The 26353-nt window shown below is 71.4% G+C and carries 23 protein-coding genes and 2 pseudogenes; 3 read left to right on the forward strand and 22 right to left on the reverse strand.

Translation table 11 applies throughout. The features are described 5' to 3' along the window. Nucleotides 1-104: 104 nt before the first annotated feature. The 4 genes from hemW to lepA form a co-directional block, all read right to left on the reverse strand. Nucleotides 105-1337: a radical SAM family heme chaperone HemW gene (gene hemW / locus ACLQ2N_RS08055; RefSeq protein WP_425810530.1), complete on the reverse strand. Its 1233-nt coding sequence runs from the start codon at nt 1335-1337 to the stop codon at nt 105-107. A 54-nt stretch (nt 1338-1391) separates the two neighbouring features. Further along, on the reverse strand, nt 1392-3284 hold the full coding sequence (locus tag ACLQ2N_RS08060) for a SpoIIE family protein phosphatase (RefSeq protein WP_425811312.1): 1893 nt from the start codon (nt 3282-3284) through the stop codon (nt 1392-1394). 221 nt (nt 3285-3505) lie between these two features. Further along, nucleotides 3506-5395, reverse strand: coding sequence for an AMP-dependent synthetase/ligase (locus ACLQ2N_RS08065; protein WP_425810532.1), 1890 nt, complete (start codon nt 5393-5395; stop codon nt 3506-3508). A gap of 215 nt (nt 5396-5610) precedes the next feature. Then, on the reverse strand, nt 5611-7485 hold the full coding sequence (gene lepA / locus ACLQ2N_RS08070) for a translation elongation factor 4 (protein WP_425810534.1): 1875 nt from the start codon (nt 7483-7485) through the stop codon (nt 5611-5613). A 214-nt stretch (nt 7486-7699) separates the two neighbouring features. Between lepA and rpsT the strand changes: the two genes are divergently transcribed. Next, entirely contained in the window at nt 7700-7966 is a 267-nt protein-coding gene (rpsT, locus tag ACLQ2N_RS08075; protein WP_018103239.1) for a 30S ribosomal protein S20, read from the forward strand. A 371-nt stretch (nt 7967-8337) separates the two neighbouring features. Here rpsT and holA read toward each other — a convergent pair whose 3' ends face one another. After that, nucleotides 8338-9333 (reverse strand): DNA polymerase III subunit delta, encoded by a 996-nt coding sequence (gene holA / locus ACLQ2N_RS08080; RefSeq protein ID WP_425810536.1) that lies wholly within the window; start codon nt 9331-9333, stop codon nt 8338-8340. Between the two features lie 83 nt (nt 9334-9416). Here holA and ACLQ2N_RS08085 point away from each other — a divergent pair, with 83 nt between their 5' ends. Then, nucleotides 9417-9662: a hypothetical protein gene (locus ACLQ2N_RS08085; protein ID WP_425810538.1), complete on the forward strand. Its 246-nt coding sequence runs from the start codon at nt 9417-9419 to the stop codon at nt 9660-9662. 34 nt (nt 9663-9696) lie between these two features. Here the strand turns inward: ACLQ2N_RS08085 and ACLQ2N_RS08090 are convergent, their stop codons facing one another. From ACLQ2N_RS08090 to ACLQ2N_RS08100, 3 genes and pseudogenes are all read right to left on the reverse strand, one after another. Then, nucleotides 9697-10581, reverse strand: a complete 885-nt coding sequence (locus tag ACLQ2N_RS08090) for a YceI family protein (protein ID WP_425810540.1) — start codon at nt 10579-10581, stop codon at nt 9697-9699. Nucleotides 10582-10727: 146 nt separating this feature from the next. Further along, a pseudogene (locus ACLQ2N_RS08095) lies at nt 10728-11357 on the reverse strand (arylamine N-acetyltransferase family protein); the annotation flags it as partial. A gap of 256 nt (nt 11358-11613) precedes the next feature. After that, a pseudogene (locus tag ACLQ2N_RS08100) lies at nt 11614-13260 on the reverse strand (ComEC/Rec2 family competence protein); the annotation flags it as partial. 446 nt (nt 13261-13706) lie between these two features. On the opposite strand from ACLQ2N_RS08100, the gene ACLQ2N_RS08105 reads away from it, so the two are divergent. Beyond that, nucleotides 13707-13946 carry a helix-turn-helix transcriptional regulator gene (locus ACLQ2N_RS08105; protein WP_425810542.1) on the forward strand — a complete coding sequence of 80 codons (240 nt, stop codon included), beginning with the start codon at nt 13707-13709 and terminating at the stop codon, nt 13944-13946. A 33-nt stretch (nt 13947-13979) separates the two neighbouring features. Here ACLQ2N_RS08105 and ACLQ2N_RS08110 read toward each other — a convergent pair whose 3' ends face one another. The 14 genes from ACLQ2N_RS08110 to ACLQ2N_RS08175 form a co-directional block, all read right to left on the reverse strand. Then, nucleotides 13980-14366, reverse strand: coding sequence for a hypothetical protein (locus ACLQ2N_RS08110; protein ID WP_425810544.1), 387 nt, complete (start codon nt 14364-14366; stop codon nt 13980-13982). Further along, nucleotides 14354-15313 carry an MvdC/MvdD family ATP grasp protein gene (locus ACLQ2N_RS08115; protein ID WP_425810546.1) on the reverse strand — a complete coding sequence of 320 codons (960 nt, stop codon included), beginning with the start codon at nt 15311-15313 and terminating at the stop codon, nt 14354-14356. Before ACLQ2N_RS08115 ends, ACLQ2N_RS08110 begins: the two co-directional genes overlap by 13 nt. 1 nt (nt 15314) lies before the next feature. After that, complete coding sequence (tgmA, locus tag ACLQ2N_RS08120; protein WP_425810548.1) at nt 15315-15509, reverse strand: putative ATP-grasp-modified RiPP; 195 nt, start codon at nt 15507-15509, stop codon at nt 15315-15317. A gap of 556 nt (nt 15510-16065) precedes the next feature. Further along, nucleotides 16066-17250, reverse strand: coding sequence for a helix-turn-helix domain-containing protein (locus ACLQ2N_RS08125; RefSeq protein ID WP_425811314.1), 1185 nt, complete (start codon nt 17248-17250; stop codon nt 16066-16068). Nucleotides 17251-17414: 164 nt separating this feature from the next. Continuing rightward, the gene (locus tag ACLQ2N_RS08130) at nt 17415-17732 is read right to left on the reverse strand and encodes a hypothetical protein (RefSeq protein WP_425810550.1); all 318 of its coding nucleotides are present in this window, start codon (nt 17730-17732) and stop codon (nt 17415-17417) included. Between the two features lie 8 nt (nt 17733-17740). Next, complete coding sequence (locus ACLQ2N_RS08135) at nt 17741-18190, reverse strand: hypothetical protein (RefSeq protein WP_425810552.1); 450 nt, start codon at nt 18188-18190, stop codon at nt 17741-17743. Further along, nucleotides 18187-18507, reverse strand: a complete 321-nt coding sequence (locus tag ACLQ2N_RS08140; protein WP_425810554.1) for a hypothetical protein — start codon at nt 18505-18507, stop codon at nt 18187-18189. The genes ACLQ2N_RS08135 and ACLQ2N_RS08140 overlap by 4 nt, the downstream gene beginning before the upstream one ends. 118 nt (nt 18508-18625) lie before the next feature. After that, nucleotides 18626-19558 (reverse strand): LysM peptidoglycan-binding domain-containing protein, encoded by a 933-nt coding sequence (locus tag ACLQ2N_RS08145; RefSeq protein WP_425810556.1) that lies wholly within the window; start codon nt 19556-19558, stop codon nt 18626-18628. Beyond that, the gene (locus tag ACLQ2N_RS08150; protein WP_425810558.1) at nt 19555-19788 is read right to left on the reverse strand and encodes a hypothetical protein; all 234 of its coding nucleotides are present in this window, start codon (nt 19786-19788) and stop codon (nt 19555-19557) included. The genes ACLQ2N_RS08145 and ACLQ2N_RS08150 overlap by 4 nt, the downstream gene beginning before the upstream one ends. A gap of 70 nt (nt 19789-19858) precedes the next feature. After that, nucleotides 19859-22222, reverse strand: a complete 2364-nt coding sequence (locus ACLQ2N_RS08155) for a glycosyl hydrolase family 28-related protein (protein WP_425810560.1) — start codon at nt 22220-22222, stop codon at nt 19859-19861. Nucleotides 22223-22231: 9 nt separating this feature from the next. Next, nucleotides 22232-22846: a hypothetical protein gene (locus ACLQ2N_RS08160; protein WP_425810562.1), complete on the reverse strand. Its 615-nt coding sequence runs from the start codon at nt 22844-22846 to the stop codon at nt 22232-22234. 10 nt (nt 22847-22856) lie between these two features. After that, the gene (locus ACLQ2N_RS08165; RefSeq protein WP_425810564.1) at nt 22857-23789 is read right to left on the reverse strand and encodes a hypothetical protein; all 933 of its coding nucleotides are present in this window, start codon (nt 23787-23789) and stop codon (nt 22857-22859) included. 1 nt (nt 23790) lies between these two features. Then, nucleotides 23791-24936, reverse strand: a complete 1146-nt coding sequence (locus tag ACLQ2N_RS08170) for a phage tail protein (protein WP_425810566.1) — start codon at nt 24934-24936, stop codon at nt 23791-23793. Further along, nucleotides 24933-26351 carry a hypothetical protein gene (locus tag ACLQ2N_RS08175; protein ID WP_425810568.1) on the reverse strand — a complete coding sequence of 473 codons (1419 nt, stop codon included), beginning with the start codon at nt 26349-26351 and terminating at the stop codon, nt 24933-24935. The genes ACLQ2N_RS08170 and ACLQ2N_RS08175 overlap by 4 nt, the downstream gene beginning before the upstream one ends. Between the last annotated feature and the right edge of the window lie 2 nt (nt 26352-26353).

Below are 26353 nucleotides of genomic sequence, written 5' to 3' on the forward strand. Positions count from 1 at the left end.
TTGATGCGCGGACGTGCTCGCGGGCATACGCCTTGGTACGCGTACGGGACGTGCTCGGGGGCGTACACCTTGATGCGCGTACGCCCCCCGGGTGCGCGCCCCGCTCAGTCCACCAGGTCGCGCACCACCGCGTCGGCCAGCAGCCGCCCGCGCAGCGTCAGCACGGCCCGCCCGTCCTCGAAGGGCGCCGGTGCCAGGAGGCCGTCCGCCACCGCCCGGCGGGCCGCCGCGAGGCCCGCGGGGGCCAGCAGGGAGAGCGGGCAGCCGTCCACGAGCCGCAGTTCCAGCAGGATGCGCTCGACGCGGCGGTCCTCGGCGGACAGGATCTCGCGCCCTGCCCCCGGCGAACGCCCCTCGGCGAGAGCCTGCGCGTACGCCCCGGGGTGCTTCACGTTCCACCAGCGCACGCCCCCGACGTGGCTGTGCGCGCCCGGCCCGGCGCCCCACCAGTCGGCACCCCGCCAGTACAGCTCGTTGTGCAGGCAGCGGCCCTCGGGCGTACGGGCCCAGTTCGACACCTCGTACCAGGAGTAGCCGGCCGCGGCCATCGCCTCGTCGGCGATGAGGTAGCGGTCGGCGTGCGTGTCGTCGTCGGTCATCGGGATCTCGCCGCGCTTGATGCGGCGCGCGAGGCCGGTGCCCTCCTCCACGATCAGCGCGTACGCGGAGACGTGATCGGGCCCGGCGCCGATCGCCGCGTCCAGGGAGGCGCGCCAGTCGTCGTCGGACTCGCCGGGGGTGCCGTAGATCAGGTCCAGGTTGATGTGCTCGAAGCCGGCCGCACGCGCCTCGGCCACGCACGCCTCGGGCCTGCCCGGGGTGTGGGTGCGGTCGAGGATCTTCAGGACGTGCTGCCGGGCGCTCTGCATGCCGAAGGAGATCCGGTTGAAGCCGCCCTCGCGCAGCTCGGCCAGGTAGGCGGGGCCGACGGACTCCGGGTTGGCCTCGGTGGTGATCTCGGCGTCGTCCGCGAGCCCGAACTCCTCGCGGACCGACGCCAGCATCCGGACCAGGTCGGCCGCGGCGAGCAGGGTCGGTGTGCCGCCGCCGACGAAGACGGTACGCACCGGACGCGGGTCGTCGCCGAGGACCTTGCGGGCCTGGCGGATCTCACCGACGAGGTGGGAGGCGTAGTTGTCGCGGGAGGCCAGCGCGCCGCCGGAACCGCGCAGCTCGGTCGCCGTGTAGGTGTTGAAGTCGCAGTAGCCGCAGCGGGTCGCGCAGTACGGCACGTGCAGGTAGAAGCCGAGCGGGCGGCCGGCTGCGCCTTCCAGGGCGTGGCGGGGCAGCGCCCCGTCGTCGGGCACGGGTTCACCATCGGGCAGTACGGAAGGCATACCGCCCATTGTCGCGCGCCGCCCGGCGAACGGACGCCACGCCCCGGACCGGAGCTACTCGGCCTGGAGCACCAGCAGCGCCAGGTCGTCGTCCGGCGGGCGCTCGGCGAAGTCGTGCACGGCGTGCTTGATGCGCTCCGCGATCTCCTCCGCGCTCAGCCCCGCGCACCCCGACAGCGCCTTGGCCAGCCCGTCCCCGTCGTCGAACATCACGCCGCCCGAGCGCCGCTCCGTGACCCCGTCGGTGACGCAGAGCAGGCTGTCACCGGGCGCCAGGTCGAAGCTCTGGGTCCCGTAGACGGCGTCGTCCATCAGTCCGAGCAGCAGCTGCGGCTCGGCGGCGGGCCGCACGGTGCCGTCCGGGCGCAGCAGCAGCGGCAGCGGATGCCCGGCGCTGGCCAGGGTGCAGCGCGCGCCGCCGCCGGGCAGCGGCACCAGCTCCCCGTACAGCAGGGACAGGAAGCGGGACTGTCCGCCGTTGTCCGCGGAGTGCTGGCCGCCGGCGGCGGCGACCATGAGCGCGGCGGCCTCGGCGGCCTCCATGGCGTCGTCCAGGAGCAGCCGGTTGAGGCGGACCAGCACCTCGTCGGCCTGGAAGCCCTCGCGGGCCAGCAGCCGCAGCCAGGGGCGGGCCAGACCGGTGACGACGGCGGCCTCCGGGCCGCTGCCCTGGACGTCGCCGAGGACGAAGCACCAGCGGTCGCCGGGGCACGGGAAGATGTCGTAGAAGTCACCGCCGACGACGCCGTCGTCGCTCGGTTCGTAGACGAGGGAGCTGGCCACACCCGGTATCCGGGCGACCTTGCTGGGCAGCAGCCCGCGCTGGAGGATGCGGCTGATGGTGGCCTGGCGGGTGTAGGCGCGGGCGGCGCCGACCGCGAGGCCGACCCGGCGCACGAAGTCCTCGACGAGGGCCGTCAGCTCGTCGGGCAGGCGGTCGGTGGACTCGCGGCCCAGGAGTACGGCTCCGAGGGTGCGGCCGCCCGAGGTGATCCGGTAGGCGAAGGCGACGCCCTCCTCCTCGTCCGGCGGTTCGCCGTCCTCCGCGCTGCCGGGCCACGGCATGGAGACGGCACCGGTGCCGACGCGCTCGGGCAGCCGGAGCGGGTCGCCCTCCAGCAGGGCGCGCAGCGTCCCGATCCGCTCCTCGTCCACGTGCCAGACCTTGGCGAGGCGGGGGACGGCCGCGGGGCCGCCGCTCTCGGGCTCCAGCCAGATCGCGCACCAGTCGGCGAGGCGGGGGACGAGTAACTGCCCGGCGAGGGCCGCCACGATGTCCTCGTCCAGCTGCCCGGCCAGCAGGTCGGACGCCTCGGCGAGGAAGGAGAGCGCGCCGCGCCCGGCCCAGTCCCCGTCGTCGCGGGCGGGGCGCCGGGCGGTGGGGGCGAGCAGTTCGGCGGCGCGCAGCCCGCGGTCGAGCCCGGTCTCGCCGCGCCCCTCGGGGAACGGGTTCCAGTCGTCCACGGGGAGCCGGGCCCAGACGGTCTTCGTGCCGGTGCGGTAGGTGATGCCCCACCGCTCGGCGAGGGCGGCGACGATGTCCAGGCCGCGCCCGTAGTCGGCCGGCTCGCCCACGTGCTCGGCGCTGTGGGCGTGGTCGCCGCGGACGGTGCGGCCGGGGTGGTGGTCGGCGACCTCCAGGACCAGTGCGGCCTCCTCGTCCTCGGTGGCCTCCTCCAGCCGGAAGAGCAGTTCGACCGCGGTGCCCGCGTGGACGACGGCGTTGGTCACCAGCTCGCTGACGATCATCGCCGCGTCGTCGGACAGCCGCTCGCTGAACCCGACCGCGGCGGGCAGCCCGAGCCCGGTCCACTCGTCCAGCGCGGCGGTGACGAACCGCCGGGCCGCGGCGGGCGCGAGGAGGTTGCCGGGCAGGCTGGTCCGGGCGACCGGCTGTGTGCCTGTGGCGGCGGTGGTTCCGGGACGCTGCACGATGTCCCGCTGCAAGGGAATGGACCCCACAGGGCGGCTCCTGACCTGTTCTCGCTCTGCCTGTTTCTCCGTGGTGCGCCGCTGACGACACGGACAGAGTGACAGATCGGCCCTTCACATACGCGCCGAGTTACCGAAGTGGGTGGTCACGATGTTGCGGCGAGAACGCGCCAGCCCCCCGCGCCGGAGCACGCGGGGGGCTTTCGGGGGGCGTACGGAGGTACGGCGGGCGCCGGTCAGGCTTCGCGGGAGCCCGCGTACATCTCCTCGATCAAATCCTTGTACGCGCGCTCCACGACCGGCCGCTTGAGCTTGAGGCTGGGCGTGACCTCGCCGTGCTCGATGTCGAGGTCGCGCGGGAGCAGCCGGAACTTCTTGATGGTCTGCCAGCGCTGAAGGCCCTCGTTGAGGCGCTTGACGTAGCCGTCGATCAGCTCGACGGTCTTCGGGGAGGCCACGACGTCCGCGTACGACGTGCCCGCCATGCCGTTCTCGGCGGCCCAGCCGAGGATGGTGGGCTCGTCCAGCGCGATCAGCGCGGTGCAGAAGTTACGGTCCGCGCCGTGCACGAGGATGTTGGAGACGAACGGGCACACGGCCTTGAACTGGCCCTCGACCTCGGCGGGCGCGATGTACTTGCCGCCCGACGTCTTGATCAGGTCCTTCTTGCGGTCGGTGATCCGGAGGTAGCCGTCCACGGAGAGCTCGCCGATGTCGCCGGTGTGGAACCAGCCGTCGGCCTCCAGCACCTCGGCGGTCTTGTCCGGCAGCCCCTGGTAGCCCTGCATGATGCCGGGGCCGCGCAGCAGGATCTCGCCGTCGTCGGCGATCCGCACCTCGGTGCCGGGCAGCGGTTTGCCGACCGTGCCGGTGCGATAGCTCTCGCCCGGGTTGACGAAGGAGGCGGCGCTCGACTCGGTGAGGCCGTAGCCCTCCAGGATGTGGATGCCGGCGCCGGAGAAGAAGAGCCCGATGTCGGGGGCGAGCGCGGCGGAGCCGGAGACGCAGGCGCGGAGCCGGCCGCCGAACGCCTCGCGGATCTTGGCGAAGACCAGTGCGTCGGCGACCTTGTGCTTGCTGCCGAGCGCGAAGGGCACGGACGCCTTGCCGGTGCGCCGGAAGTTGTCCTGGGAGACCCTGGCGTATTCGCGGGAGACGCCGGCCGCCCACTGGAAGATCTTGTACTTGGCGGCGCCGCCCGCGCGCGCCTTGGCCGCGACCCCGTTGTAGACCTTCTCGAAGATGCGCGGCACGGCGGCCATGTAGGTCGGCTGGACGACCGGCAGGTTCTCGATGATCTTGTCCACGCGGCCGTCGACGGCGGTGACGTGGCCGACCTCGATCTGCCCGGAGGTGAGGACCTTGCCGAAGACGTGGGCGAGCGGCAGCCAGAGGTACTGGACGTCGTCCTTGGTGATCAGGCCGGTGGAGACGGTGGCCTTGGCCATGTACGACCAGTTGTCGTGCGGCAGCCGTACGCCCTTGGGGCGGCCGGTGGTGCCCGAGGTGTAGATGAGGGTCGCCAGCTGTTCGGAGGTGATGGCGTCGACGCGCTCGCGGACCGCCTCCGGGTTCTTCGCCAGGTGCTCGGCGCCCAGGGCCTCCAGCTCGGCCAGGGTGAGCACCCAGCCCTCGGGGTCGCCCTCGGCCGGTCCGGCGCCCTCCGCGTCGATGACCACGACGTGGGCCAGGTGCGGGAGCTCGGCGCGGCGTTCGCGGGCCTTGGCCAGCTGGCCGGCGTCCTCGGCGATCAGGACCCGGCTCTCGGAGTCGGCGAGGATGAACGCCGACTCCTCGGCGTTGGTGGAGGGGTAGACCGTGGTCGTCGCGGCGCCCGCGCACATGACGCCGAGGTCGACGAGGATCCACTCGACCCGGGTGGACGAGGCGAGAGCGACGCGCTCCTCCGGGTTCACGCCGAGCGCGATCAGCCCGGCGGCCACGGCGTACACCCGCTCGGCGGCCTGCGCCCAGCTGAGCGACTTCCACTCGTCGGGGCCCTCGCCGCCGGCCGCGGGCACGGGGTAGCGGTACGCCTCCCCGTCCGGGGTGGCCGCCACCCGGTCGACGAAGAGGGTCGCCACGGAGGGCGGACGGTTATCGATCATGGTCTGTGTGTCGCTCACGACATCCTCCGGGCCTGCGGCGGTGGTGCTTGCTGCTGTCTGCGTCTGCGTGCTGCGATCCTGCTTGCTTAACTGGCGAGTAACTAGGAAGTCGTGATCAGGGTAGAGCGCCCGCACGCCCCGCGTAAGAGGCAATCGGACCCCGCTTGATAACGAACGGGCCCCCGTATCGCAGCGTGCTGCGATACGGGGGCCGCCGTCTCTGCCTGCCAGGACTACTTCTTGGCCTTGCCTTCCCCGGCGGACTCGTCGGTCGACAGCACGGAGATGAACGCGTCCTGCGGCACCTCCACGTTGCCGACCATCTTCATCCGCTTCTTGCCTTCCTTCTGCTTCTCCAGCAGCTTGCGCTTACGGGAGATGTCGCCGCCGTAGCACTTGGCGAGCACGTCCTTGCGGATGGCCCGGACCGTCTCACGGGCGATCACCCGGGAGCCGATGGCCGCCTGGATCGGCACCTCGAAGTTCTGCCGGGGGATGAGCTTCTGCAGCTTGGCGACGAGGCGCACGCCGTACGCGTACGCCTTGTCCTTGTGGGTGACCGCGGAGAACGCGTCGACCTTGTCGCCGTGCAGCAGGATGTCGACCTTGACGAGCTGGGCCGACTGCTCGCCGGTGGGCTCGTAGTCGAGGGAGGCGTAACCGCGGGTCTTGGACTTCAGCTGGTCGAAGAAGTCGAAGACGATCTCCGCGAGCGGCAGCGTGTAACGGATCTCGACCCGGTCCTCGGAGAGGTAGTCCATGCCGAGGAGGGTGCCGCGGCGCTGCTGGCACAGCTCCATGATCGCGCCGATGAACTCGCTGGGCGCCAGGACCGTGGCCCGGACGACCGGCTCGTGCACCTTGTCGATCTTGCCCTCGGGGAATTCACTCGGGTTGGTGACGACGTGCTCGCTGCCGTCCTCCATCTCGACCCGGTAGACCACGTTGGGCGCGGTGGCGATGAGGTCGAGGCCGAACTCGCGCTCCAGCCGCTCGCGGACCACGTCCAGGTGGAGCAGGCCGAGGAAACCGACGCGGAAGCCGAAGCCGAGCGCCGCGGAGGTCTCCGGCTCGTACACCAGGGCGGCGTCGTTGAGCTGGAGCTTGTCCAGGGCCTCGCGCAGGTCCGGGTAGTCCGATCCGTCCAGCGGGTAGAGCCCGGAGAACACCATCGGCTTGGGGTCCTTGTAGCCGCCCAGCGCCTCGGTCGCCCCGTTGTTCAGCGAGGTGATCGTGTCACCGACCTTGGACTGCCGGACGTCCTTCACACCGGTGATGATGTAGCCGACCTCGCCGACGCCGATGCCGTCGGAGGGCGTCATCTCGGGCGAGGAGACGCCGATCTCCAGCAGCTCGTGCGTGGCGCCGGTCGACATCATCCGGATCCGCTCGCGCTTGTTCAGCGAGCCGTCGACGACACGGACATACGTGACGACGCCCCGGTACGAGTCGTAGACCGAGTCGAAGATCATCGCGCGGGCGGGCGCGTCGGCGTCACCGACCGGCGCCGGGACGTCCCGGACGACGCGGTCGAGCAGCGCGTCCACCCCCATGCCGGTCTTCGCGGAGACCTTGAGCACGTCCTCCGGCTGGCAGCCGATGAGGTGGGCCAGCTCCTCGGAGAACTTCTCGGGCTGGGCGGCCGGCAGGTCGATCTTGTTGAGCACCGGGACGATGGTGAGGTCGTTCTCCATCGCCAGGTAGAGGTTGGCCAGGGTCTGGGCCTCGATGCCCTGCGCGGCGTCGACCAGCAGGATCGTGCCCTCGCAGGCGGCCAGCGACCGGGAGACCTCGTACGTGAAGTCGACGTGGCCCGGCGTGTCGATCATGTTGAGGACATGGGTGCTGCCCTGGCCCTCACCGGTGGTAGGCGCCCAGGGCAGCCGGACCGCCTGGGACTTGATGGTGATGCCGCGCTCGCGCTCGATGTCCATCCGGTCGAGGTACTGAGCGCGCATCTGCCGCTGGTCGACCACCCCGGTGAGCTGCAGCATCCGGTCGGCAAGGGTCGACTTGCCGTGGTCGATGTGCGCGATGATGCAGAAGTTGCGGATCAGCGCCGGGTCGGTACGGCTCGGCTCGGGCACGTGGAGAGGAGTCGCGGGCACGCAGGGTCCTGATTCTTGAGACGCCGGACGCCGTGTCTCGGGTCGGTTCGGGTCGGGTCGGATCTGTACGTAGCCTCCATCGTCCCACGCCTGCGGGGCGGCGACCGGTTTGGGCCGGTCGGACCGCTCCTGCTACCGTGGACAGCTGTGCCATGTGGCTCTCGGGCCGCACGGACACACATCGAAGATCCAACGAACCTGAAAAGGCTCTTTCGTGGCGAACATCAAGTCCCAGATCAAGCGGAACAAGACGAACGAGAAGGCGCGCCTGCGCAACAAGGCCGTCAAGTCGTCGCTCAAGACCGCGATCCGCAAGGCCCGCGAGGCCGTCGCCGCCGGCGACGTCGAGAAGGCCACCGTCGCCGTGCGCGCCGCGTCCCGCCAGCTGGACAAGGCCGTCTCGAAGGGTGTCATCCACAAGAACGCCGCCGCCAACAAGAAGTCGGCGCTGGCCTCCAAGGCTGCCACCCTCCAGGGCTGAGCGATCTGATCCCATCGCCGGAACGGACCAAGCGGGCCCTCTACCCCGCTCCTGCCCGGCCCCCGCGCCGCACACCGAACCTGCGTTCGCCACGCGGGTGCGACGCACCAGTCTGAACCCGAGGCCCCGCCACCCTTTCCCCAGGGAGCGGGGCCTTCGGCATGGGCTGTCCTTCTTTCAAGCCCGCACGGCGAACCAGCCGGTTCGGCGAAGCCGGTCGGCACGGCACTCGAGGACGCCCGAGCCTGCACGGCCACGGCCCGCACGGCAGAACCCAGCCCGTCCGGCGCTGGGGACGCCCGAACGGCAAGCTCAAGCCCGTCCGGCGCACGAGGAGAGCCGCAGCGCACAGGGGCCCCGCCGCACCGCAACTACCGCGGGCTACGCCCGCCCCGCGCCGCCCCCGCTACGGCCACCACCGCCTTCTCCAACGCGTACTCGGGGTCGTCCCCGCCCCCCTTCACCCCCGCGTCCGCCTCCGCGACCGCCCGCAGCGCCACCGCGACCCCGTCCGGCGTCCACCCCCGCATCTGCTGCCGCACCCGGTCGATCTTCCAGGGCGGCATGCCCAGCTCACGCGCGAGGTCCGCCGGCCGCCCCCCGCGCGCCGAGGACAGCTTGCCGATCGCCCGTACGCCCTGCGCCAGCGCACTGGTGATCAGGACGGGCGCCACGCCCGTGGACAGGGACCACCGCAGGGCCTCCAGGGCCTCCGCCGCCCGCCCCTCGACCGCCCGGTCGGCGACCGTGAAGCTGGACGCCTCGGCCCGCCCCGTGTAGTAGCGCCCGACGACCGTCTCGTCGATCGTGCCCTCGATGTCCGCGACGAGCTGCGACACCGCGCTCGCCAGCTCCCGCAGGTCGCTCCCGATGGAGTCGACCAGCGCCTGGCACGCCTCCGACGTCGCGGACCGTCCCAGCGTGCGGAACTCACCCCGTACGAAGGACAGCCGTTCGGCCGGCTTCGTCGTCTTCGGGCACGCGACCTCGCGGGCCCCCGCCTTGCGGGCCGCGTCGAGCAGTCCCTTGCCCTTGGCACCGCCCGCGTGGAGCAGGACGAGGGTGATCTCCTCGACCGGGTCGTCCAGGTACTTCTTGACGTCCTTGACCGTGTCCGCGCTCAGGTCCTGCGCGTTGCGCACGATCACGACCTTGCGCTCGGCGAACAGCGAAGGGCTGGTCAGCTCGGCCAGCGTGCCCGGCTGGAGCTGGTCGGGGGTGAGGTCCCGGACGTCCGTGTCGGCGTCGGCGGCGCGCGCGGCCGCCACCACCTGCTGCACGGCTCGGTCGAGGAGCAGGTCCTCCTGCCCCACGGCGAGCGTGAGCGGGGCGAGCGGGTCGTCGGTGGAATTCCTTCTGGTGGCCATCGCCGTCCAGCATCCCACGGGCCACTGACAGCCCGGTCGCGGCCGGTTCCGCCGCATCCTCCCCCGTATCCGAGAATGGGCACGTGAGCGATGAGAGACACGTGCTGGTGCTGCCCGACCGCGATGGAGCCGAGGAGGCGGCGGAGGAACTCGCCGAGCGGTTCGGCGTCACCGACGAACCGCTGCTCGTGCGTGACGCCCTGGCGGGCGAGGACGACGCCGAGGACGCTCAGTGGCTGCTCGTCGTGGAGGACCCGGACCGCCGTCTCGACCCGGCGGCGCTCGACGCGTTCGCCGCGGAGTACGAGGGGTGGCTGGAGGCGCCGTAGGGCGCCCCCGGGCCCCGCCCCGTGGGGCGAGGACTCAGCCCTTCGGGACGATCTGGATGTCCATCTCGATGGAGATGCTCGGGCCGACCACCGCGATGCCGCGCGCCAGCATCGTCTGCCAGGTCAGGGTGAAGTCCTCGCGGTGCAGTTGGGTGGTGGCACGGCAGGCGGCCCGGCGCTCGCCCTCCATGCCGTTGCCGAGCCCGAGGTACTGGGTGTCGAGGGTCACCGTACGGCTCACCCCGTGCAGCGTGAGCGCACCGCTCACACCCCAGCGGGTCCCGCCCCGGTGCACGAAGCGTTCGCTGTAGAACTCCAGCGTCGGGTAGCGCCCGACGTCCAGGAAGTCGCTGGAACGCAGGTGGTCGTCGCGCATCTGGACGTTCGTGTCGATCGACGCGGCGTCCATGACCACGTGCATCGCCGAGTCCTCCATGCGGTCGGCGATCCGCACCACCCCCGCGAAGGTGTTGAACCGGCCGTGGATACGGGCCATCCCGATGTGCCGGGCGGTGAAACCGATCTGGGAGTGCGTCGGTTCGATCTCCCAGTCGCCCGGCTCGGGCAGCTGCGGCGGGGCGGCGACCTGGAGGGTCACATCGCCGAGACTCGCATGGCCGCCCTCGGTGACCGTGGCCGAGCCGTGGAAGGGGGTGAATCCCTCCGCCGTGACGGCCAGCCGGTACTCCCCCGCCGGAACCGTGGCCATGACACTGCCGTACGGGTCGGTCTCGCCCCCGACCACCTTGCGCCCCGCCCGGTCCGTCAGCACGAACTCCGCCAGCGGCACGGGCTCGTTGACCGGGTCGAGCACCCGGCAGCTGAGGACACCCGCCGAGTCCGGCACCACCAGTCCGGCGAGGGCATTGCCCCGAGCGGCGCCCGTCGCACCTTTGTTTCCGAACCAACGGCCGAACATCTCCACACACTCCCGGGCACTCGCTCACCTCGGGCCGGAGGGCAGACGTCGTTGTCGGAGCAGCGGCCCGCCGACGAGCATGCATTCGACCACCATTGGGGCGTTCGAGGCAAACAGAGCGGCTGGTAGCGGCTTGGGTACAGGTGTTACCGAAGGTCCTGATCTCCCGGAAGCCGGTCCGGGTGAAGGCCGAAGTGGTCCCGGTAGGCCGCCAGCACCTCGTCGCCGCCCAGCGGTGTCTCGTGCCGCTCGCCGCCCACCATCGTGAGGAGCTTGCGGCCGCTGAGGGTGATCCGTCCGTCGTCCGTGCAGCGCGAGCAGACCGGGGCCGGGGTGAAGTGGGAGTCGGGCGAGGTGCGGTGGTACCAGGCGCCGGCCCGGAAGCCGGCCAGTTCCCTGCCCCGCCGCTCCAGCCGGAGTCGGGGCCTGCCGTCGGACAGGACGTCGAGGTCCCCGAGCCCCCCGCCGCCGGCCTCGGCCGGGGCGATCCGGAAGACGCTGCCCGGGCCCTCCTGGTCGGCGCGGTCGTCGAGCGCGAGCGGGTACCTGGCGTGGTCGCCGAAGCCGACGTCGGCGAGCCACGGCCCGGTCCCGTCCACCATCTCGACACGCGGTGCCAGATGGTCGTACGGGATGCCGAGCCGTCCCCCGACGCCGTGGACCCGGGCCTGGAGGAGGGTGACGTGGAAACCGGGCGCCCGCAGCAGTACGGCGAACGCGCCGTTGAGTTCGTAGCAGAAGCCGCCGCGCTCGCGGGCCACGATCTTGTCCAGGAGCTGGATGTACTCGGATAATTCGGGCGTGCGGCGAGAGTATGTACCAGGCGTCGTGGGCCCACGAAGATCCGCCGGGCAGGCCCTGGGTGTACCTCCGCTTCACCCCGTACGCGGTCAGAGCGTGGCGGGAGTCCAACGAGCAGCCCGGCCGCGACCTGATGACGGACGGGCGCTGGCTGGTCCGAGGCCGGGGCCCGGACGCCCCCCGGCCGGACCGGCGCGTCGGACGCGGCCCGCCGCCCCGCCGCGTACGCCCTCATGACCGCCCCACCGCCCGCAGCGCGCTCCCCCCACCGGCCACCGCGATCGCCCCGTCCCTGTCGGTGCGCAGCACCACCGCCCCCGCCTCCGCGAGCGCGTCGACCGTCCGGGGCGCCGGGTGCCCGTACGGGTTGTCCCGGCCCACGCTCACCAGCGCGAACCTGGGCCGGACGGCCCGCAGCAGGGCACTGTCCTGGTGCGCGGAGCCGTGGTGGGCGACCTTGAGCACGTCCACCCGGGGCAGCTCCGGATGGCTGAGCAGCAGCGCCTGCTGGGCGGGCGGTTCCAGGTCGCCCGGCAGCAGCAGGGTCAGCCCGCCGGTCCGCACGAACAGGGTGACGCTGGCATCGTTCGGGTCCTGCGGCACGTCGTACGCGAGGGGGCGGGCCGCCGGGGCCGCGCCCGCCGTGCCCGGTGGCCACAGCACCTGCCAGTCCAGCGCGCCGATCCGCCGCCGTTCCCCGGGGGCGGAGCGCAGGACGGGCACGCCGGCCGCCGCCGCCGTTCTCCGGACGAACGCGGCCTGCTCCGGCGGCTCGTCCAGGCCCGTCGTCTGGATCGCGCCCACCGCCCTGCCGCGCAGCACCCCGGGGAGGCCCCGCACATGGTCGGCGTGGAAGTGGGTGAGCAGGAGCAACGGCACGCGGCTCACGCCCAGTTCGCGCAGGCACCGGTCGACGGGCCGGGGATCGGGGCCGGCGTCCACGACCACGCCGGAGCCCCGCCCCGCCGCGAGCACCAGGGCGTCGCCCTGCCCGACGTCGCACATGGCGAACGCCCAGCCGGGCGGCGGCCACCCGGTCAGCACCCGGGTCAGCGGCACCGGCCGGAGCACCGCGAGGACCAGCAGCAGCGCGGCGGCCGTGCAGACCCACGGGCGGCGTCCGGCCCAGCGCGCGGCCGGTACCAGGACGAGGATCACGGCAGCCAGCAGCGCGGCCCCGGAGAGGCCGTCGGGCCAGTCGGTCTCCGCCCCGGGGAACGCCGCTCCGGCCCTGGCCACCGAGGCGATCCACCCGGCCGGCCACCCCGCGACCACGGCGAGCAGCCCGGCCGCCCCCATCGCCACCGGCGCCAGGGCCAGCGCGGCGAACCCGAGGACCGTGGCCGGCGCCACGGCGAACTCCGCCAGCAGATTGCACGGCACCGCCACGAGACTCACCCGGGAGGCGAGCAGCACCACCACGGGCGAGCACACCGCCTGCGCGGCGGCCGCGGCGGCCAGCGCCTCCGCAAGCCGTGGCGGCACCCGACGCCGGCGCAGCGCCTCGCTCCAGCGCGGGGCCAGGGTCAGCAGGGCGCCGGTGGCCAGCACCGACAGCACGAAGCCGTAACTGCGCGCCAGCCACGGGTCGTAGAGCACCAGCAGCAGCACGGCGGCACACAGTGCGGGGATCAGCGTCCGGCGTCGGCCGGTGCCGATGGCGAGGAGTGTGATCAGCCCGCACGCGGCGGCCCTCAGCACACTCGGTTCGGGCCGGCAGACCAGGACGAAGGCGAGCGTGAGCCCGCCGCCGAGCAGTGCGGTCATCCGCAAGGAGATCCCCAGCCGGGGGGCCAGTCCCCCGCGTTCGGCCCGCAGCGCCCGGCCGGGCGGCCCGATGAGCAGAACGAGCATGATCGCCAGATTGGATCCCGATAATCTCGCGCAGACAGATGGGTGACTAGGAGAGATCACTGCAGGTGGCGCACGCTCTCACCCCTGGGCGATCTCGCTGACGACTGAGAGAACCTCGTCGAGGCGGCCCCGCAAGCGCTCGACGAGCACGATCAGCCCCGGCTCCCCCAGAGTCGCAAGATCGGCTGTCCGTGCCTCTGCGAGATCAGCGCGCGCAAACTCCAAGCGCGACGTCTGGCTGGGCGTGAGCTCAACGAGATCGGAGGGGGGCACTGGTATCACCTGTCTGGGTGCTCGCGGGGATCTTACTCGGGAGTCAGCCCAGAGCGGATCATGGCAACAGTTAAGCCTTCAAGTGTCTGCGTCCAGTATCACTCGAACGTGTGCACGAGTGAACATGGTATTCCGCTCACTGGAAAAGTACGTTATCTGATACAGACAAATGATCATGAGCGGGCAACCGTTGAACGGTGCCGCCGACCGAACCACCCCCCGAGTGGGTCCTCACCCACCGACGGCTGATCGGCACCCGCATCCGAGACGCCCGCCGGCAGCGGCGCCTCTCTCAGGAACGGCTCGGAGAACTCGCTGGCGTCGACCGGCAAACGATCAACCGGATCGAGCTCGGTCACGTGAACACCGGAATCGACACCCTCGTACGCATCGCGGCCGTCGTGGGCGTCAACGTCGGCGACCTCATACGGACATAGCCCCGGCCGTGGGCGGCCGGGGCCGAGAACAGTTCAGCCCCCCATCGGGCGCCGGTTGAACGCATGCCCCGGCGCGCTCATCCTGGCCCGCGCGAGCCGGTCGAACGCTCCGGGCTCCACGCCCAGCTCGACGGCGAGCTCCTCCCACTCGTCGCGCTCGATGTACGACCAGCAGCGGGCGCAGGCGAACCACTGCTGCGCCGCGTGGGCGATGACTCGGACCGTCCCCTCGGCGTCGACCTGCCGCGGGTACGTCACCGCGTTCAGCGGGTAGGCCCAGGCGAGTTGCGGCTCGTGGCATGTGTCGCAGTCCTTCGGCCCCCAGCTCATCTCGAACGGGGACGTCAGAGGGGTGTAGGCGTAGTAGCGCTCGTGATTGCCCATCTGCGGAGGGTAGCGCTCGGCGGTCATCTCGGACATGGGGTCGCTCCTACGGGTGACGGGGCGGGACAAGTGAGCCAGTCAGCGACGGCCTGCGCAATCGGCGCCCCCGTGGTGATCTCCACGAAACCGAACTGCCCGCCGGCGTTTGCCTCCAGGAACCAGTGCCGGCCGTCGCTGTCCACGGCGAAATCCAGCGCCGCGTACACCAGGTCGGCGGCCGCCATGTACCGGCGCACCGCCTTGGCCAGCGCAGGTGGGATCTCGCCCAGCGACCAGCCGCATTCCTCGGGCGGGAGGAACCGCCAGTCGAGCGTGCCGTCTGCGGTGATGAGGCAGGGGAACATGCGGTCGCCGACCACGGTCAGTCGCAGATCGGCCACCTTGGCGACCTCCCGCTGCAGGCACGTCGCCGAGGCCGCGACCCCGGAGAAGTCCGCGTGGGCCGGGACGCGCACGGTGGGCAGCGTGACGGGTGGGCTCTCCGGGTGACGGCCGCTGACGCTCTTCACGATGGCCGAGCCGCCGACCGCAAACTGGGCAGCGCCCTCGGGCTCGGTCGTGACGAGCGTGTCGGGGATCAGCAGCCCGGCTTCGGCGGCGACGCGCAACTGCCAGAGCTTGTAGCGGCTCCGGTTGACCGCGTCGGGGTCGTTCATCCAAGGGGCACCGGTGGCGCGCAGCGCCCCGTAGAAGGCGCGCTCGGTCTCCAGCGAGACCCACTCGCGTTGCTCGGTCGCTTCGGCCCCGGGGGTGCCGGGGCGGCGCAGCCATACGGACCGGATGTCGGCGAGGGCCAGGCGGTGGCGACCGGTGTCGATGTGGCCGGCCACCTCGCCGCCCGCGGTGATGCGGGCGGCGAGGGCCACACGGCCAGGGATGTCGGCGGGGTCCAGGCGCAGGACCGGAGTCCCCTGCTGGACCAGGCGGTGAATCACCATGTCCGCCGTGACGTCGTCCTCGGACGTGAGGATGAGGGCGGTCATGTCAGTCGTCGTCGTTGTGCGTCGCGCTGCCCGCGGTCGAGGACGTCGTCTCGGTCCGCAGGAGGATGGGGTAAGCCGTTGCGGCCGGGGAGCCGTCCGGGCAGACCGACAGCTGGCGCTCGGGGTCGTACGTGAACGGCGTCACCGGCTCCGGCTTGCGGGGCTGGGTGAACTGAAGAGCGAAGGGTGCGGTCACTGCTACCTCCATGGGTGCGTGGTGCTCGGCTTCATCTCTGTGCATCCCGGTCCGGCTCGGTGGCCGGCCGGGAGAACTGGGGCCCCATCGGGGCCGCGTGCTGCAGGAACCTGACGCCGTGCTCCGCGCAGTACGCCTCGCCGTCGTCCTCGAACGCGAGGGCGTGGTCGCTATCGAGGGGGCAGCGGCTCACCGGCGCGCCTCCCGCCAGGCGCGCCCGAGCTGAACGGCGGTGGCGCACGAAAACCCGGCGCGGCAGGTGGCGCAGCTGGCGGTGTGAGTCACGTACGTGCGGTAGGCGGTGTCGGCGCGGTGGCGCGGGCACTGGCAGTCGGGGTAGGCAGCAGTGCGGTCTGCCTGAGCGACGGGCACGACCTCGGCCGTGGGCCGTAACTCTCGGACGCTGCCAGCCCGGTTCACCTCGTACACCCTCAAAGTCATCATGATCGCCCCAGGTGATCGTCGCGCTACCGACTGCTGACGACCAGGGTGCACCCACGACAAGGCCCCGACTATCACGACATGTTGATAGTCGGGGCCAAAGGGTGACGTACGGTTATGCGCTCAGCCAGGACCCGTAGGACAGGAACGAGTCGGGCAGCTGACGGCGTGCCGCCTCCAGCCCCGCGTACGTCTCCCGCACCGTCTGGTGATACCTCGCCTGCTGCGGCGCAGCCTTTCGCGCCTGCAGCAGGCTCGCGAACGACGCGTCGAGCTGCCCTGTCCACATCTGCGCACGGGCCATCTCAGCGTGATGGTGGCTGCGTCGAGACGCCGGCCAGTCCCGCGGGATTACGAGCTCGCGGCCGGCGTCGGACGCGGCCGCGTACTCGTCGAGTTCGGCGAGCACGCTGACCCGGTGCACGCGGACATTCGTCGGGCCGAACGACAGCCAGTGGACGCGGGCGGCCTCGCCCGTCGACTGCGCGATGCGGTCCGCCTCGGCGAGGTGGGCCTCGGCCGTGCCACGGTCCTGCGCCCGGCCGGCCATGACGGCGGCGCCGAGGTACAGCTGCCCCGTGACGACGTCCCGTTCGCGGCCGGGCTCGGCCTGGTCCAGGATGCCGAGGCCGGCGGTGATGAGCCGGGCCCCGGTCCGGTACTGCCCGCTGCGGAGGTACGTAAGTGCGCGCATGTAGCGGTACATGCCGCCGATGATGGCGTTGGACCCGCGCTCGGCAGCCCACTCCATGCGGGCGAGCGCGATCGTCGCGAGGTCGTGATAGCCCAGTTTCCACGCCACGTCATAGGCGGTTCGGCAGACCACCGCCAGGCGCAGCCACCCCTCGGTGGTGCGGTCAAGGTGCGCCGCCGTGGTGACCTCGACCAGGAGCGCGGGCACCTCGCCCGCGACGCGCTTGATCTCTCCGGCCCGGACGGCGACGCACAGTGCCTCGACGTCCGCGTCGAGTAGCTGAGCGGGGCGAGGGGCGATGTCCGGGTCGGGGCCGAGGTCGTAGACGTCGAGCGCCTCGCGGATCGGGGCGATCAGTATGTCGAGCTCGTCGGCGCGCAGTTCGGCAGCGTAGGGCTGCCCAGTTACCGTGGCGACCTCGACGCGCAGTGCCTGAGCGACTCGGGCGATCAGGTGCGGTGAGGCGGGCAAAATGCCCTGCTCGGTCTTGGTGAGGGTGGAGTACGGCACCTGCGAGAGATTGGACAGGTCGCGCTGCGTGAGGTGGCGTTCAAGGCGTAGGCGCCTGATGCGTGCGCCGGTGTGGTCATGCGGAAGAGCGTGCATACTGGCTCCCATGTTCTGACTCGACACCAGAACGGTACCGCCGCCGCGGTGGTTGGTCCCTCTCGAAGGCCCCAACGCCCGTAGCAGTTGGGGCCTTCGCGCGTTGTCCGGAGACGCGCGAAAGCGCCCCCGCCGCCGGCCGTAGCCGGGGCGGGGGCGCATGGTCAGACTCCGGTTCGGTTGTGCTCCTCGACCAGCGGGTGCGGGGGGACAGGCTCGATCCCGGCGTCGTACATCTGTCTCGACCAGCGGTCCATCGTCCACGTGCACGCCCGCACCAGCGATTCGAGCCGTGACTGCCGCGTCCGTAGCTCGGTGTTCTCCCGGTCGACCCGGTTGACGGTGGCCTGCAGCACCGTGAACTGATTCTGTTCGGCGGTCGGCCTCGCCGCGATCGCAGCCGCCGTCCGCGTCCCCCGATAGGTGAACCATCCCGTGACGGTGACCCCCACCACCGACACGACCATCCCCACTATGCCCATCCACCCGCTCAATCCGGGCTCCCCTCTACAGCCCTTCCGACGAGCGGGCGGCGGCCGCCGCCGGGAGGGACGCGCGACGCGCACCAGATCACGCCACAGTGCGACGTGATGTACCACAGGAAAATGAACACGCCTCGCGGATAGTGGCCCAGCAGGGCAGCCCACCCGTACACCCACGCCCACAGCGCGGGCGGTACTGACGCGGCGAGGAACCCGAACCGGTCCTGCCCGAACCGCACCCATGCCGAGCCGAACGTCACCGTCCCGGCGATGATCCACACCCATGCCCAGCAGTGCAGCGGGCCGAACCGTGTCAGCAGCTCCAGCCCCTCGGGCGCGGGCGGTTCCACGATCAGCCCAACCCCCCAGCAGACTTTGCCGACGCCCATGAACGCGAGGAAGCGACCGCGGCGGCCCAGATGGGCGTTGACCCGCCGGGCCGCAGCGGCGTACCTCATGCGAACGGTCGGGCGTCGTCCCCGTAAGGGCGCGGGTCGACCGGGTCGAGGGACGGCTCGGTGTCCGGGTAGTTCGGCGGCCGCGCCCAGCCGAGGAACATGCCGGCGAGGTTCTGCAGGAACGTGCCGGACGCGCGCTGTCCGATGATCTCCAGGACCCTGAACAGCAGGTAGTAGACGATGGTGATCGCGAGGGTCACGGCGGTCGTCACGGACGTCGAGTCGATGTCGAGTCCGGCGCGGGCGAGCAGGGTGAGCAGCCACCCGGCGACGAGCGGCACTGCGGTGCGCATGGTGGAGATGAACAGACCGGCCATGACCGGCCCCCTTCCGATGGGTTGGGTCCCGGCCGCCGGCGAGCTGCCGGCGGCGGGCAGGAGAACTCGAGCGTTGTCGTCACTGTGACGAGAATTCTCGAGGATTTTTGTCACGCACTCAGGCGGTGACGGTGAAGCCGTGCGCCTTGCCGAGCGCGGTGAGCGTCGTCATGCCGGGGATGCCGTCGGCGTCCTTCCCGTGGAACCCGCGCCGCTGCTGGTACAGGGTGTAGGCGCTGCGCGTGGCGGTCCCGGCGTGCCCGTCGGCGTACCGGCTCGCGAGCAGCCCCTCGGCGACGAGCGCGTCCTCGACGTACCGGGTCGGCTCGTACGAGACGGGCGTGCCGGCCTTGGGCGGGTCGGCCTTGAACGCCTTGACCAGCTTGGCCAGGCTGACGGACTTCTTGGCCGGGGCCGTCGGCAGTTTGAGCTTCTGTCCGGCGCTCAGCTTGTTGGGGTCCTTGATCCCGTTCAGGGACGCGAGGGCCGCCGTCGTGGTGCCGTGCGCGGCCGCGATCTCCGACAGGGTGTCGCCGCTCTTCACCGTGTAGGTGCCGGTCGTCGACGGGGACGGGGCGGCCTTGTACTTGGGCCGGCCGAACCCGGCGATCTCGTGCACGGTGCGGACGCGGCGGGCGGACACGTTCGCCGTGTTGCCCTCGACCGTGTACACGTACCGATGGTCGGCGGACACGCCGGTGACGATCCCAACGTGATCGATCGCGCCGATACTCGACGAGCCGTCCCAGTCGAAGAACACGATGTCACCGCGCCGGATGCCGGAGCCCTTGATGCCGTTCGTCATGGCGTGCCACTCCCCGGCGTCCTTGAACCGCTGGGCGTGGGCGACGGTGTACGCGAAGTCGGTGCCGTGGCAGACCGCGTCGTACTCGCCGGCGTCGACGGCGGCCCGGGTGATGTTGGCGTCGCACCACGCGAAGTTCCCGCCGTACGCCGCCCCGTTTCGGTCCCGGTACCAGCGCTGTATCGCGTTCGGCTCGCCGGTCCCGAGCCACCGCTCCATCTGAGCGATCATGCCCTCGCGGCTCATGCCTGCTCGCCCCCGTCCGCGGTGTCGTCGGCGGCCTGGTCGTCCGCCTCGGCGGTGTCCTGGTCGACTGCGGGGCCGGTGTAGAACCCGGCCATGTCGGGGGCGCCGTACGCCTCGGCGAGCAGCTGCTGCTCGTCCTCGACGGTCGGGCCGTTCCCGGTCCGGCGCAGGTGCTGCGCCTGCTCTGTCTGGTCCCCGAGCCGTTCGGGGATCGGTCGTTCTGCTCCCATGGGTGAGCCCCTCTCTGGGCATGAAAAAGGCCCCGGCCGGGCGGCGCGGGGCGTACAGGGGTGGGGTTGGTCAGGACGCGCGTGTCAGCTGCCCGACCTGCGCAGTCGCCGTATTGGAGGCACTGGCCACCGACCACTGGGCGGTGACCACCAACGTCTGACTGCTGGTGCTGTCCCGCGTCACGGTGCCGTCGGCGATCTCGTGCTGCACTGTCCCGGTCGTCGCGGACAGGTGGTGCACGAGCGTCGCGCCACCGGCCCATGTTGCAGTTGCTGATCCGGGGACGACTGGCAGCAGCGAGCCCTCGACCCGCCACCCGCGCCCTGTGATCGCACTGCTCGTAGTCACGGCGGTGAACGCTGCGAGGACCGCCCCGGTCAGACCGCCGAGGCGTACCCGGATGGTGAGCGTCGGCGTGCCCGTGGTGCTGGCCACGCCCTGCGCCACGTACCGGTACGCCGTATGGTCGGCCGCGTCCCCGGCCGGGATGGACCAGGACGCGAGGATGCCCTCGGCCGTACTGTTCGCCACGGCCGCGACGGAGCGCGCCGTGGGGGCGTCGCCGGTGTTGCCCCAACGCACGCATCCCGTCACGGTGCTCGACACGCTGATGTTCGCCGAGCTGCAGTTCCGCGTCTTGTTGTCATGAATGACCGGGCGTGCGGTGTTGGAGCTGATCTGGATTCCGGCCCCTGTCAGGTCATGCAGTTCACAGTCGCGGACGACGATGTCGGCCCCGTCCCAGACCGAGGCGCCGTTCGCTGTGGTGCCCGTCACCGAGCAGTCCGAGATCGTCACGTCGGTTGCCGTGGCGGCCAGCGTGTCTCGGCTGTCCAGGGCGATTCCGGCCCCGGCCGCGCCGTTGACGGTGCAGCCTGAGATGCGGCCGCGCCGCACGCCCAGCGTGCTGATCGCGGAGGACCCGCAGTTGACGGCCGCGATGTTGTCCAGGACGAAGTCCTCCACCTTGATGAGCCGAACTGCCCAGTTCGCGACGTCCCGGACGACGATGCCCGAGGCGGTCAGGGTGCCGATGTAACCGGTGTCCTCTCCATCCGCTCTCAGGGCTGCGTCGTAGGTGCCGCCGCCGGTCATCGTCACGTTGCTGATCGCGTAGCCGCGGACGGGCTGCGAGCCGGGGATCGTCGGCGTGGTCCCGCCGGCGGGGGTGCGGTCGACGTCGGCGGTGGACGAGATGGGCCGGATACGGATGCCGCCCCCGCAGCCCCGCAGGGTCAGGCCCGAGATGGTGACGCCGTCCCAGATGTACGTGCTGACCGCGTACTGCAGCACCGAGTCGAACTCGCAGTCGACGATGCGGATATCGCGGTGGGTGCGGTCGGGGGACGCGCTGTGCGAGCCGATGCCGCGCGGCCAGGACGTCGTGCCTGCGGTGCCGCTCGGCCCGAAACTGCAGCCGGAGATCAACACGTCCTGACACACAGTGTCGTCATAGGGCCCAAATCCCCCAAAAACATCACTGCTCTTGGCGAGGTCAAGCTGAATCGCCTCGGAGCCGGGCCGGCCGCCGGGGTCGATGTAGCCAAGGAAGTTGCAGTTCAGCACACGGCCGCGCCGGACCGCGTTGTACTCGATCCCGTGGAATCCCGGCACGTCGAGCACGGTCGCGTTCTTGACGGTGATGTTCTCGCCGTGCCCGAACGACATGCACATGTTGCTCGACGTGACGACGGTGCCCTGCATGTCCCAGGTGCCGCCCTCCACGGTGATGTTCCCGTGACCGGTGTACAGCCCGAAGTTCTGGGAGGAGTCGCCGTTGAGGAGCATCGTCGCCGCGGTGGCGCGGACCAGGCGGGCACCGGGCAGGGCCCACAGGTGCGTATTGCGGTAGATCCGCAGCGGCAGCGTCGCGAGCCGGTACGTTCCCGCCGGGACCAGGACCGTGCCACCACCAGCGTCGCGTGCGGCGGTCAGCGCGGCCTGAATCGCCGCAGCGTCGTCGGTGACGCCGTCACCGCGCGCCCCCCGGTCGCGGACATTGAAGATTTTCGCGGCGAGCAACCCCCCGGCACCGGCCGGAGCGCCGTTCACGGTCAGCAGCCCCGCAATGTCCAGGTTCCCGCTGACCGTGCCACCGGTCTTATCGAGCTTCCCTGCGAGCCCGTTGAGGGCGGCCGCGGCAACCTCGCGCCCCTGCTCCCACCAACGGACAGGGCCCTGCAGCCCGTTGTACTCGTAGTCGATCGCGACCACGTTGGGGATCTTGAACCGTCGAATCGCACCAGGAGTGTCGCTGCTGGCGGGGTTGCTGCGCAGCTGCGCAATCGGGGTGACCCCGTCCGCCTCGTACATTTCCGTGATGGCGGTGCCGGTGTCGGCAATCCGGACGGTCACGGGGTAGTCCGGTACCGCGTTGCCGTTCGCGTCGACGAGCACCGCCGAGGCGGTACCGCCGTATGTGTAAAGGGTCATCAGGCTCTCTCAGTCCAAGTCGTAGCCGCCGGACAGGTCCACCCAGGCGGTGCCGGGCGGGTCCTGAAACCACCAAATGACGTCCCCGGCTTGGCCGTACGCCGAGCTGGTGTTCAGGCCGATGACCTCAAGGCGGCCCGTCGCCTGAATCGTGGCCCCGTTCAGCGAGCAGCTCGCGGGCCAGCTCCGCAGCCCGACGGGGATGCAGTCGGACGGGACAGCGCCGAGATTCACCGCATAGTCCGCGACCAGGTTCGTGCCGTCGCTCTTGGCGACGCGGCCCTTCAGCCGGACGCGCATGCCCTCGCGGCGGACGCCGAGCGTGATGTCGCCGGTCGTCATGCCGGACGCGGGAGTGAACGGCCGCCACGCCGGAAGCGGTTCCCACATCGTGATCCACGTGTTCGCGGTGCCCGAGGTCTTGAGCCAGGTCGTGCCGTCCCGCGCGATGGCGAGGGTCTGCGCCGGGGCGTCGGCCAGCTTGTTGTTCCGGTCGGCGAGGTCGACCGGGGTCTGAACCAGGTGCGGATCGATCGCCGCAGCGAGCTCGGCAATGTCGGCCGGGACCGTGGGGCTGTCGCCCCCTGCGGGCACGGGCAGTTGGGCGTATCCGATGGTGGCCATACGGCTCCCCTTACGCTGAGAATGTGATCTTGATGGAGCCGCCGGTCACGCCCATGTAGTCGGCGCTGCCGGTGCTGTAGATCGCGAGGCCGCGCGCCGTGCCGGCCGCGAGCGCCGTGCACCAGCTCGCTGGGAGCGAGGCGGTGCCCTCGGCGCCCACGGACAGGCTGAGCAGCTCCTCGGGGCCGGTTCCGAGGGAGAGCTGCCCGGATGGCGGCGAGGTGTAGCCGTGCAGGTACAGGTGCAGCGGCCTCTTGCCGTTGACGCCGGAACCGCGCTTGCGGGTGAACGTGACGCGCATGCCCGCGACGGTCTTGCCCGCGCAGGCGTCCGCGATCTTCGTGTCGTAGAACCAGCCGCCGCGCCGGTTCCCGCCGCCGGTCCAGTCCCCCTGCATGGGGGTGGACGCGTACTCGTCCTGTCTCTGATTCCGCCACGATCCGGAGTCCGTCGCCGTGACCGTGACCGGGTTCGGGGCCCGGCCGGCCGGGGCGTCGGGGGACGTGTCGGTCGGGGCGCCGATCTGCGCGTAGAGCTCGACCTTGCCGTTCACCTTGCGGACGTACAGCTGCGAGGTGGTCTGCCATCCGGAGCCGGCCGGGGCGTCGGTGCCCCAGGTGACGGCACGTACGACCTGGACGTCATGGGCGACGTCGTCGGCTATCTCGCTGATCCGGTTGTCGTCGACACTGCTCGGGTCGTCGCCGAGCCGCCACATCACGACCGGCTGCACGCCGGGGCGCATGGCTACGGAATCGCCGGCCTCCCGGTTGCGGTAGGCGTCGGTGCACGGCACGTCCAACAGGAGCGCGCCGTTGTAGTTGACGTTCACCGTTCCGGTGTCCGTGACGTCGACCACCTGCACTGTCACCGTCTTGAAGCCGCCCTGCCCGCTGCCCGCCGCGGCGGCGAGGTCGGCGCCGAGGTCTTCTCGGATGCCCATGTCACAGCCTCCTCGTGGACGTGCGGGTCTGGCACTGCATGGACGCGGCGCCGAGCGTGCGCGGGCACGAGTCGATGATGTGGAGCTCCCACACCCCCGGCTCGACCTCGACCTCGACGACGTCGCCCGGCTCGATCCCCGGATGGCTGTACGCGTCGAACGACAGCGACGCCTGCACGCCGAGGCTGTCCGCGAGGCGGGCCCGGCCGACGGTGTACGCCTGCTCTGTCGTTGTGATGAGCGGCGACGAGTACCGGGCCGTGCGCAGCCGCACCCCGGCGAGTCCGAGGCGCTGCGGCGCGAGGGGATCGCCGACCGGGTCCGGGCCCGCGTACGTGAGGCTGCCCGGGTCGTCGTCCCACACCGCGACCGGACCGATAGCCGGGCTGCCGTCGCCGCTGTCGCCGGAGATCATCCAGCAGTTGACGAGTCCTTCAGCGGACTGCTCGCGTGCGGGCCACGCCCGGCCCTGCCCGTACGGCAGCCGCCACACCACCGGGTCGGTGAGCGTGGGCACCGGGCCCACTGTGGGGATGCCCCGGGCGTCGCACCACATCTCTGCGCCGAGCGCGGCCGCGATGCCCGTCGACGTGCCCGAGGTGTCGGTGCCGCCGCTGAGCGCCTGCCACCGGTCCTCGTCGACGACCATGCGCGGCACCTTGCGGTCGGCGTTCACGCCCGGCCGCCACGACACGACCGCCCCCGGCAGCGCCTCGCCGACGAGCCCGGCCGCGATCACGCGCGCCGTGTCCCGCTCGATGCTCCGGGGCACGGGCAGGCTCGCGTCCGTCAGGACCGATTCCAGCCCGAGCAGCTCGACCGTGGTAGCCGTCCGTCCTTCCTTCAGCCGTTCGACTGCGTACACCCCGGCGGGCACCCACTCGGTGTCGGTGCGGGGTGCGGCAATCCCCTCCCACAGCCGCACCCACGTCGCCACCGCGTTGACGCCGGCGCGGCCGGTCGGCACGCCGATGAGGTCGGCGGTCGCGGACCACCGGCACTCGGCGGTCCGGTCCGGCCGCACCTGCGCGGCCCCGACCCGGCACGGCACCCAGGTCCGGCCGCCGTCGTTGCTCCACTCGGCCCGCTTGGTCCGCCGGACCGCCCGGGGCAGGGCCGCAGCGGTCTGGGGTGGCAGCTCGATCATGTGACCCCGTCCGTACTGAGCGCCGCGTACGTCGGGTAGCTGGCCGCCACGGTGTCGTACGTCGCGAACCGCGCTGCGACGGTGTCGTACGACCATCCCGGCATGCGCATGCGCTGCCCCTCGGTGTGGGGGCGCTCGACGGGCTCGACCGTGAACGTGTACCGGTAGCCCTCGGACGAGCCGAGCTTGCCGGTCGGGGTCGGGCCGACGATGTCCCCCGGCACGAAATAGCTGTCCGGGGTCAGGTACTCCGGCCGGACCTGTGCGAGCAGCACCCCGGCCCGCAGCAGCTCACGCATGTGCTCGACCTGCTCGGGCGGAACGTCGACGGTCACCGCGTACGTCTCGGCGCCGTGGACATCCCACGACACGACCCGGTACGGGCTGCCCGCCGCGTCGAGGGCGTCGAGGCGGCCGGCGCTGCTAGGGCCGGGCCAGTCCACGATCATGGCTCGCATGGACAGGCCCGGCTCGTCGACGCTCTTGATCCACAGGTCGCGGTCCTCGCCGGGCTGGGGCGCCGGGACTGTCACCGCCAGAGACGATGCCGGGCCCGTCGTCCCGTCCGCGTAGATGGGTGTGGCCGTGTACACGACCGGCCGTCCGAGCGGCGCCTCATGGTCGTACGCGGTGCCTCGGCCCTCGACGGCCCACGCCGTGTCGGCGCTGCGCACCGGGACGATTGAGCCGCCCGGGTCCTGACGCACGATCCGGACCTTCCGGATCGCGGATGGGTTCGCGGTCGAGGTGACGCGGCGGGAGGTTGAGGCGTTCGGGGCGCCGTCCCACACGCATCCGGGTTGGCCGCCGTCGACATACGGGTGCGCCTCGCTGCCCACCTCGGCCATGCACCCATCAGCCCACCAGACCACGCCCGCTGCTGAGGTAGCCGCGGCCACCCCCACTCGATCGCAGGTCTGCCCTGCGGCGATCGTGTAGGTGGCCGTGAGCTGCGCCCACTCACCGGGAGCGACGAGCTGAGGGAAATTGCGGGTGAACAGGGCGACCGACCCGGAGCGCCAGTTGACCAGCAGGTTCGTGACGCCACTGGCCGGGATTTTCACCCACACGCTGATCGTGATGGTGGTTCCCGCACCCTGCGGGGGGATGGACCAGGTGGTGCCGGCTGTCCCGGTGCCGAGGCTCGTGTGCTGCACACACGCTGCCCCGTACCGAGCGTCCGTCGTCACGCGAGCCCGCGTGCTGCTGCCGTATGCCTGCGTATCGGCCAAATCCACCTCCACGCTGGGGTTCAGCGCGAAATTTCGGGCGGTGTCGGCGGGGGTGGCGGCGTCGTACGACAGCACCACCCCCGCCCACAGACTGTCCACCGTGGCGGCCAGCCACCCGTCCGGGGACACCACCCGCGCCGGTGGCGTGATCTGCGGCGCGGACGGGTTCACAATCATCGGCACAG

It is taken from the genome of Streptomyces sp. DT224 (genome assembly GCF_049844595.1).
In the GTDB taxonomy this organism is placed as follows: Bacteria; Actinomycetota; Actinomycetes; order Streptomycetales; family Streptomycetaceae; genus Streptomyces.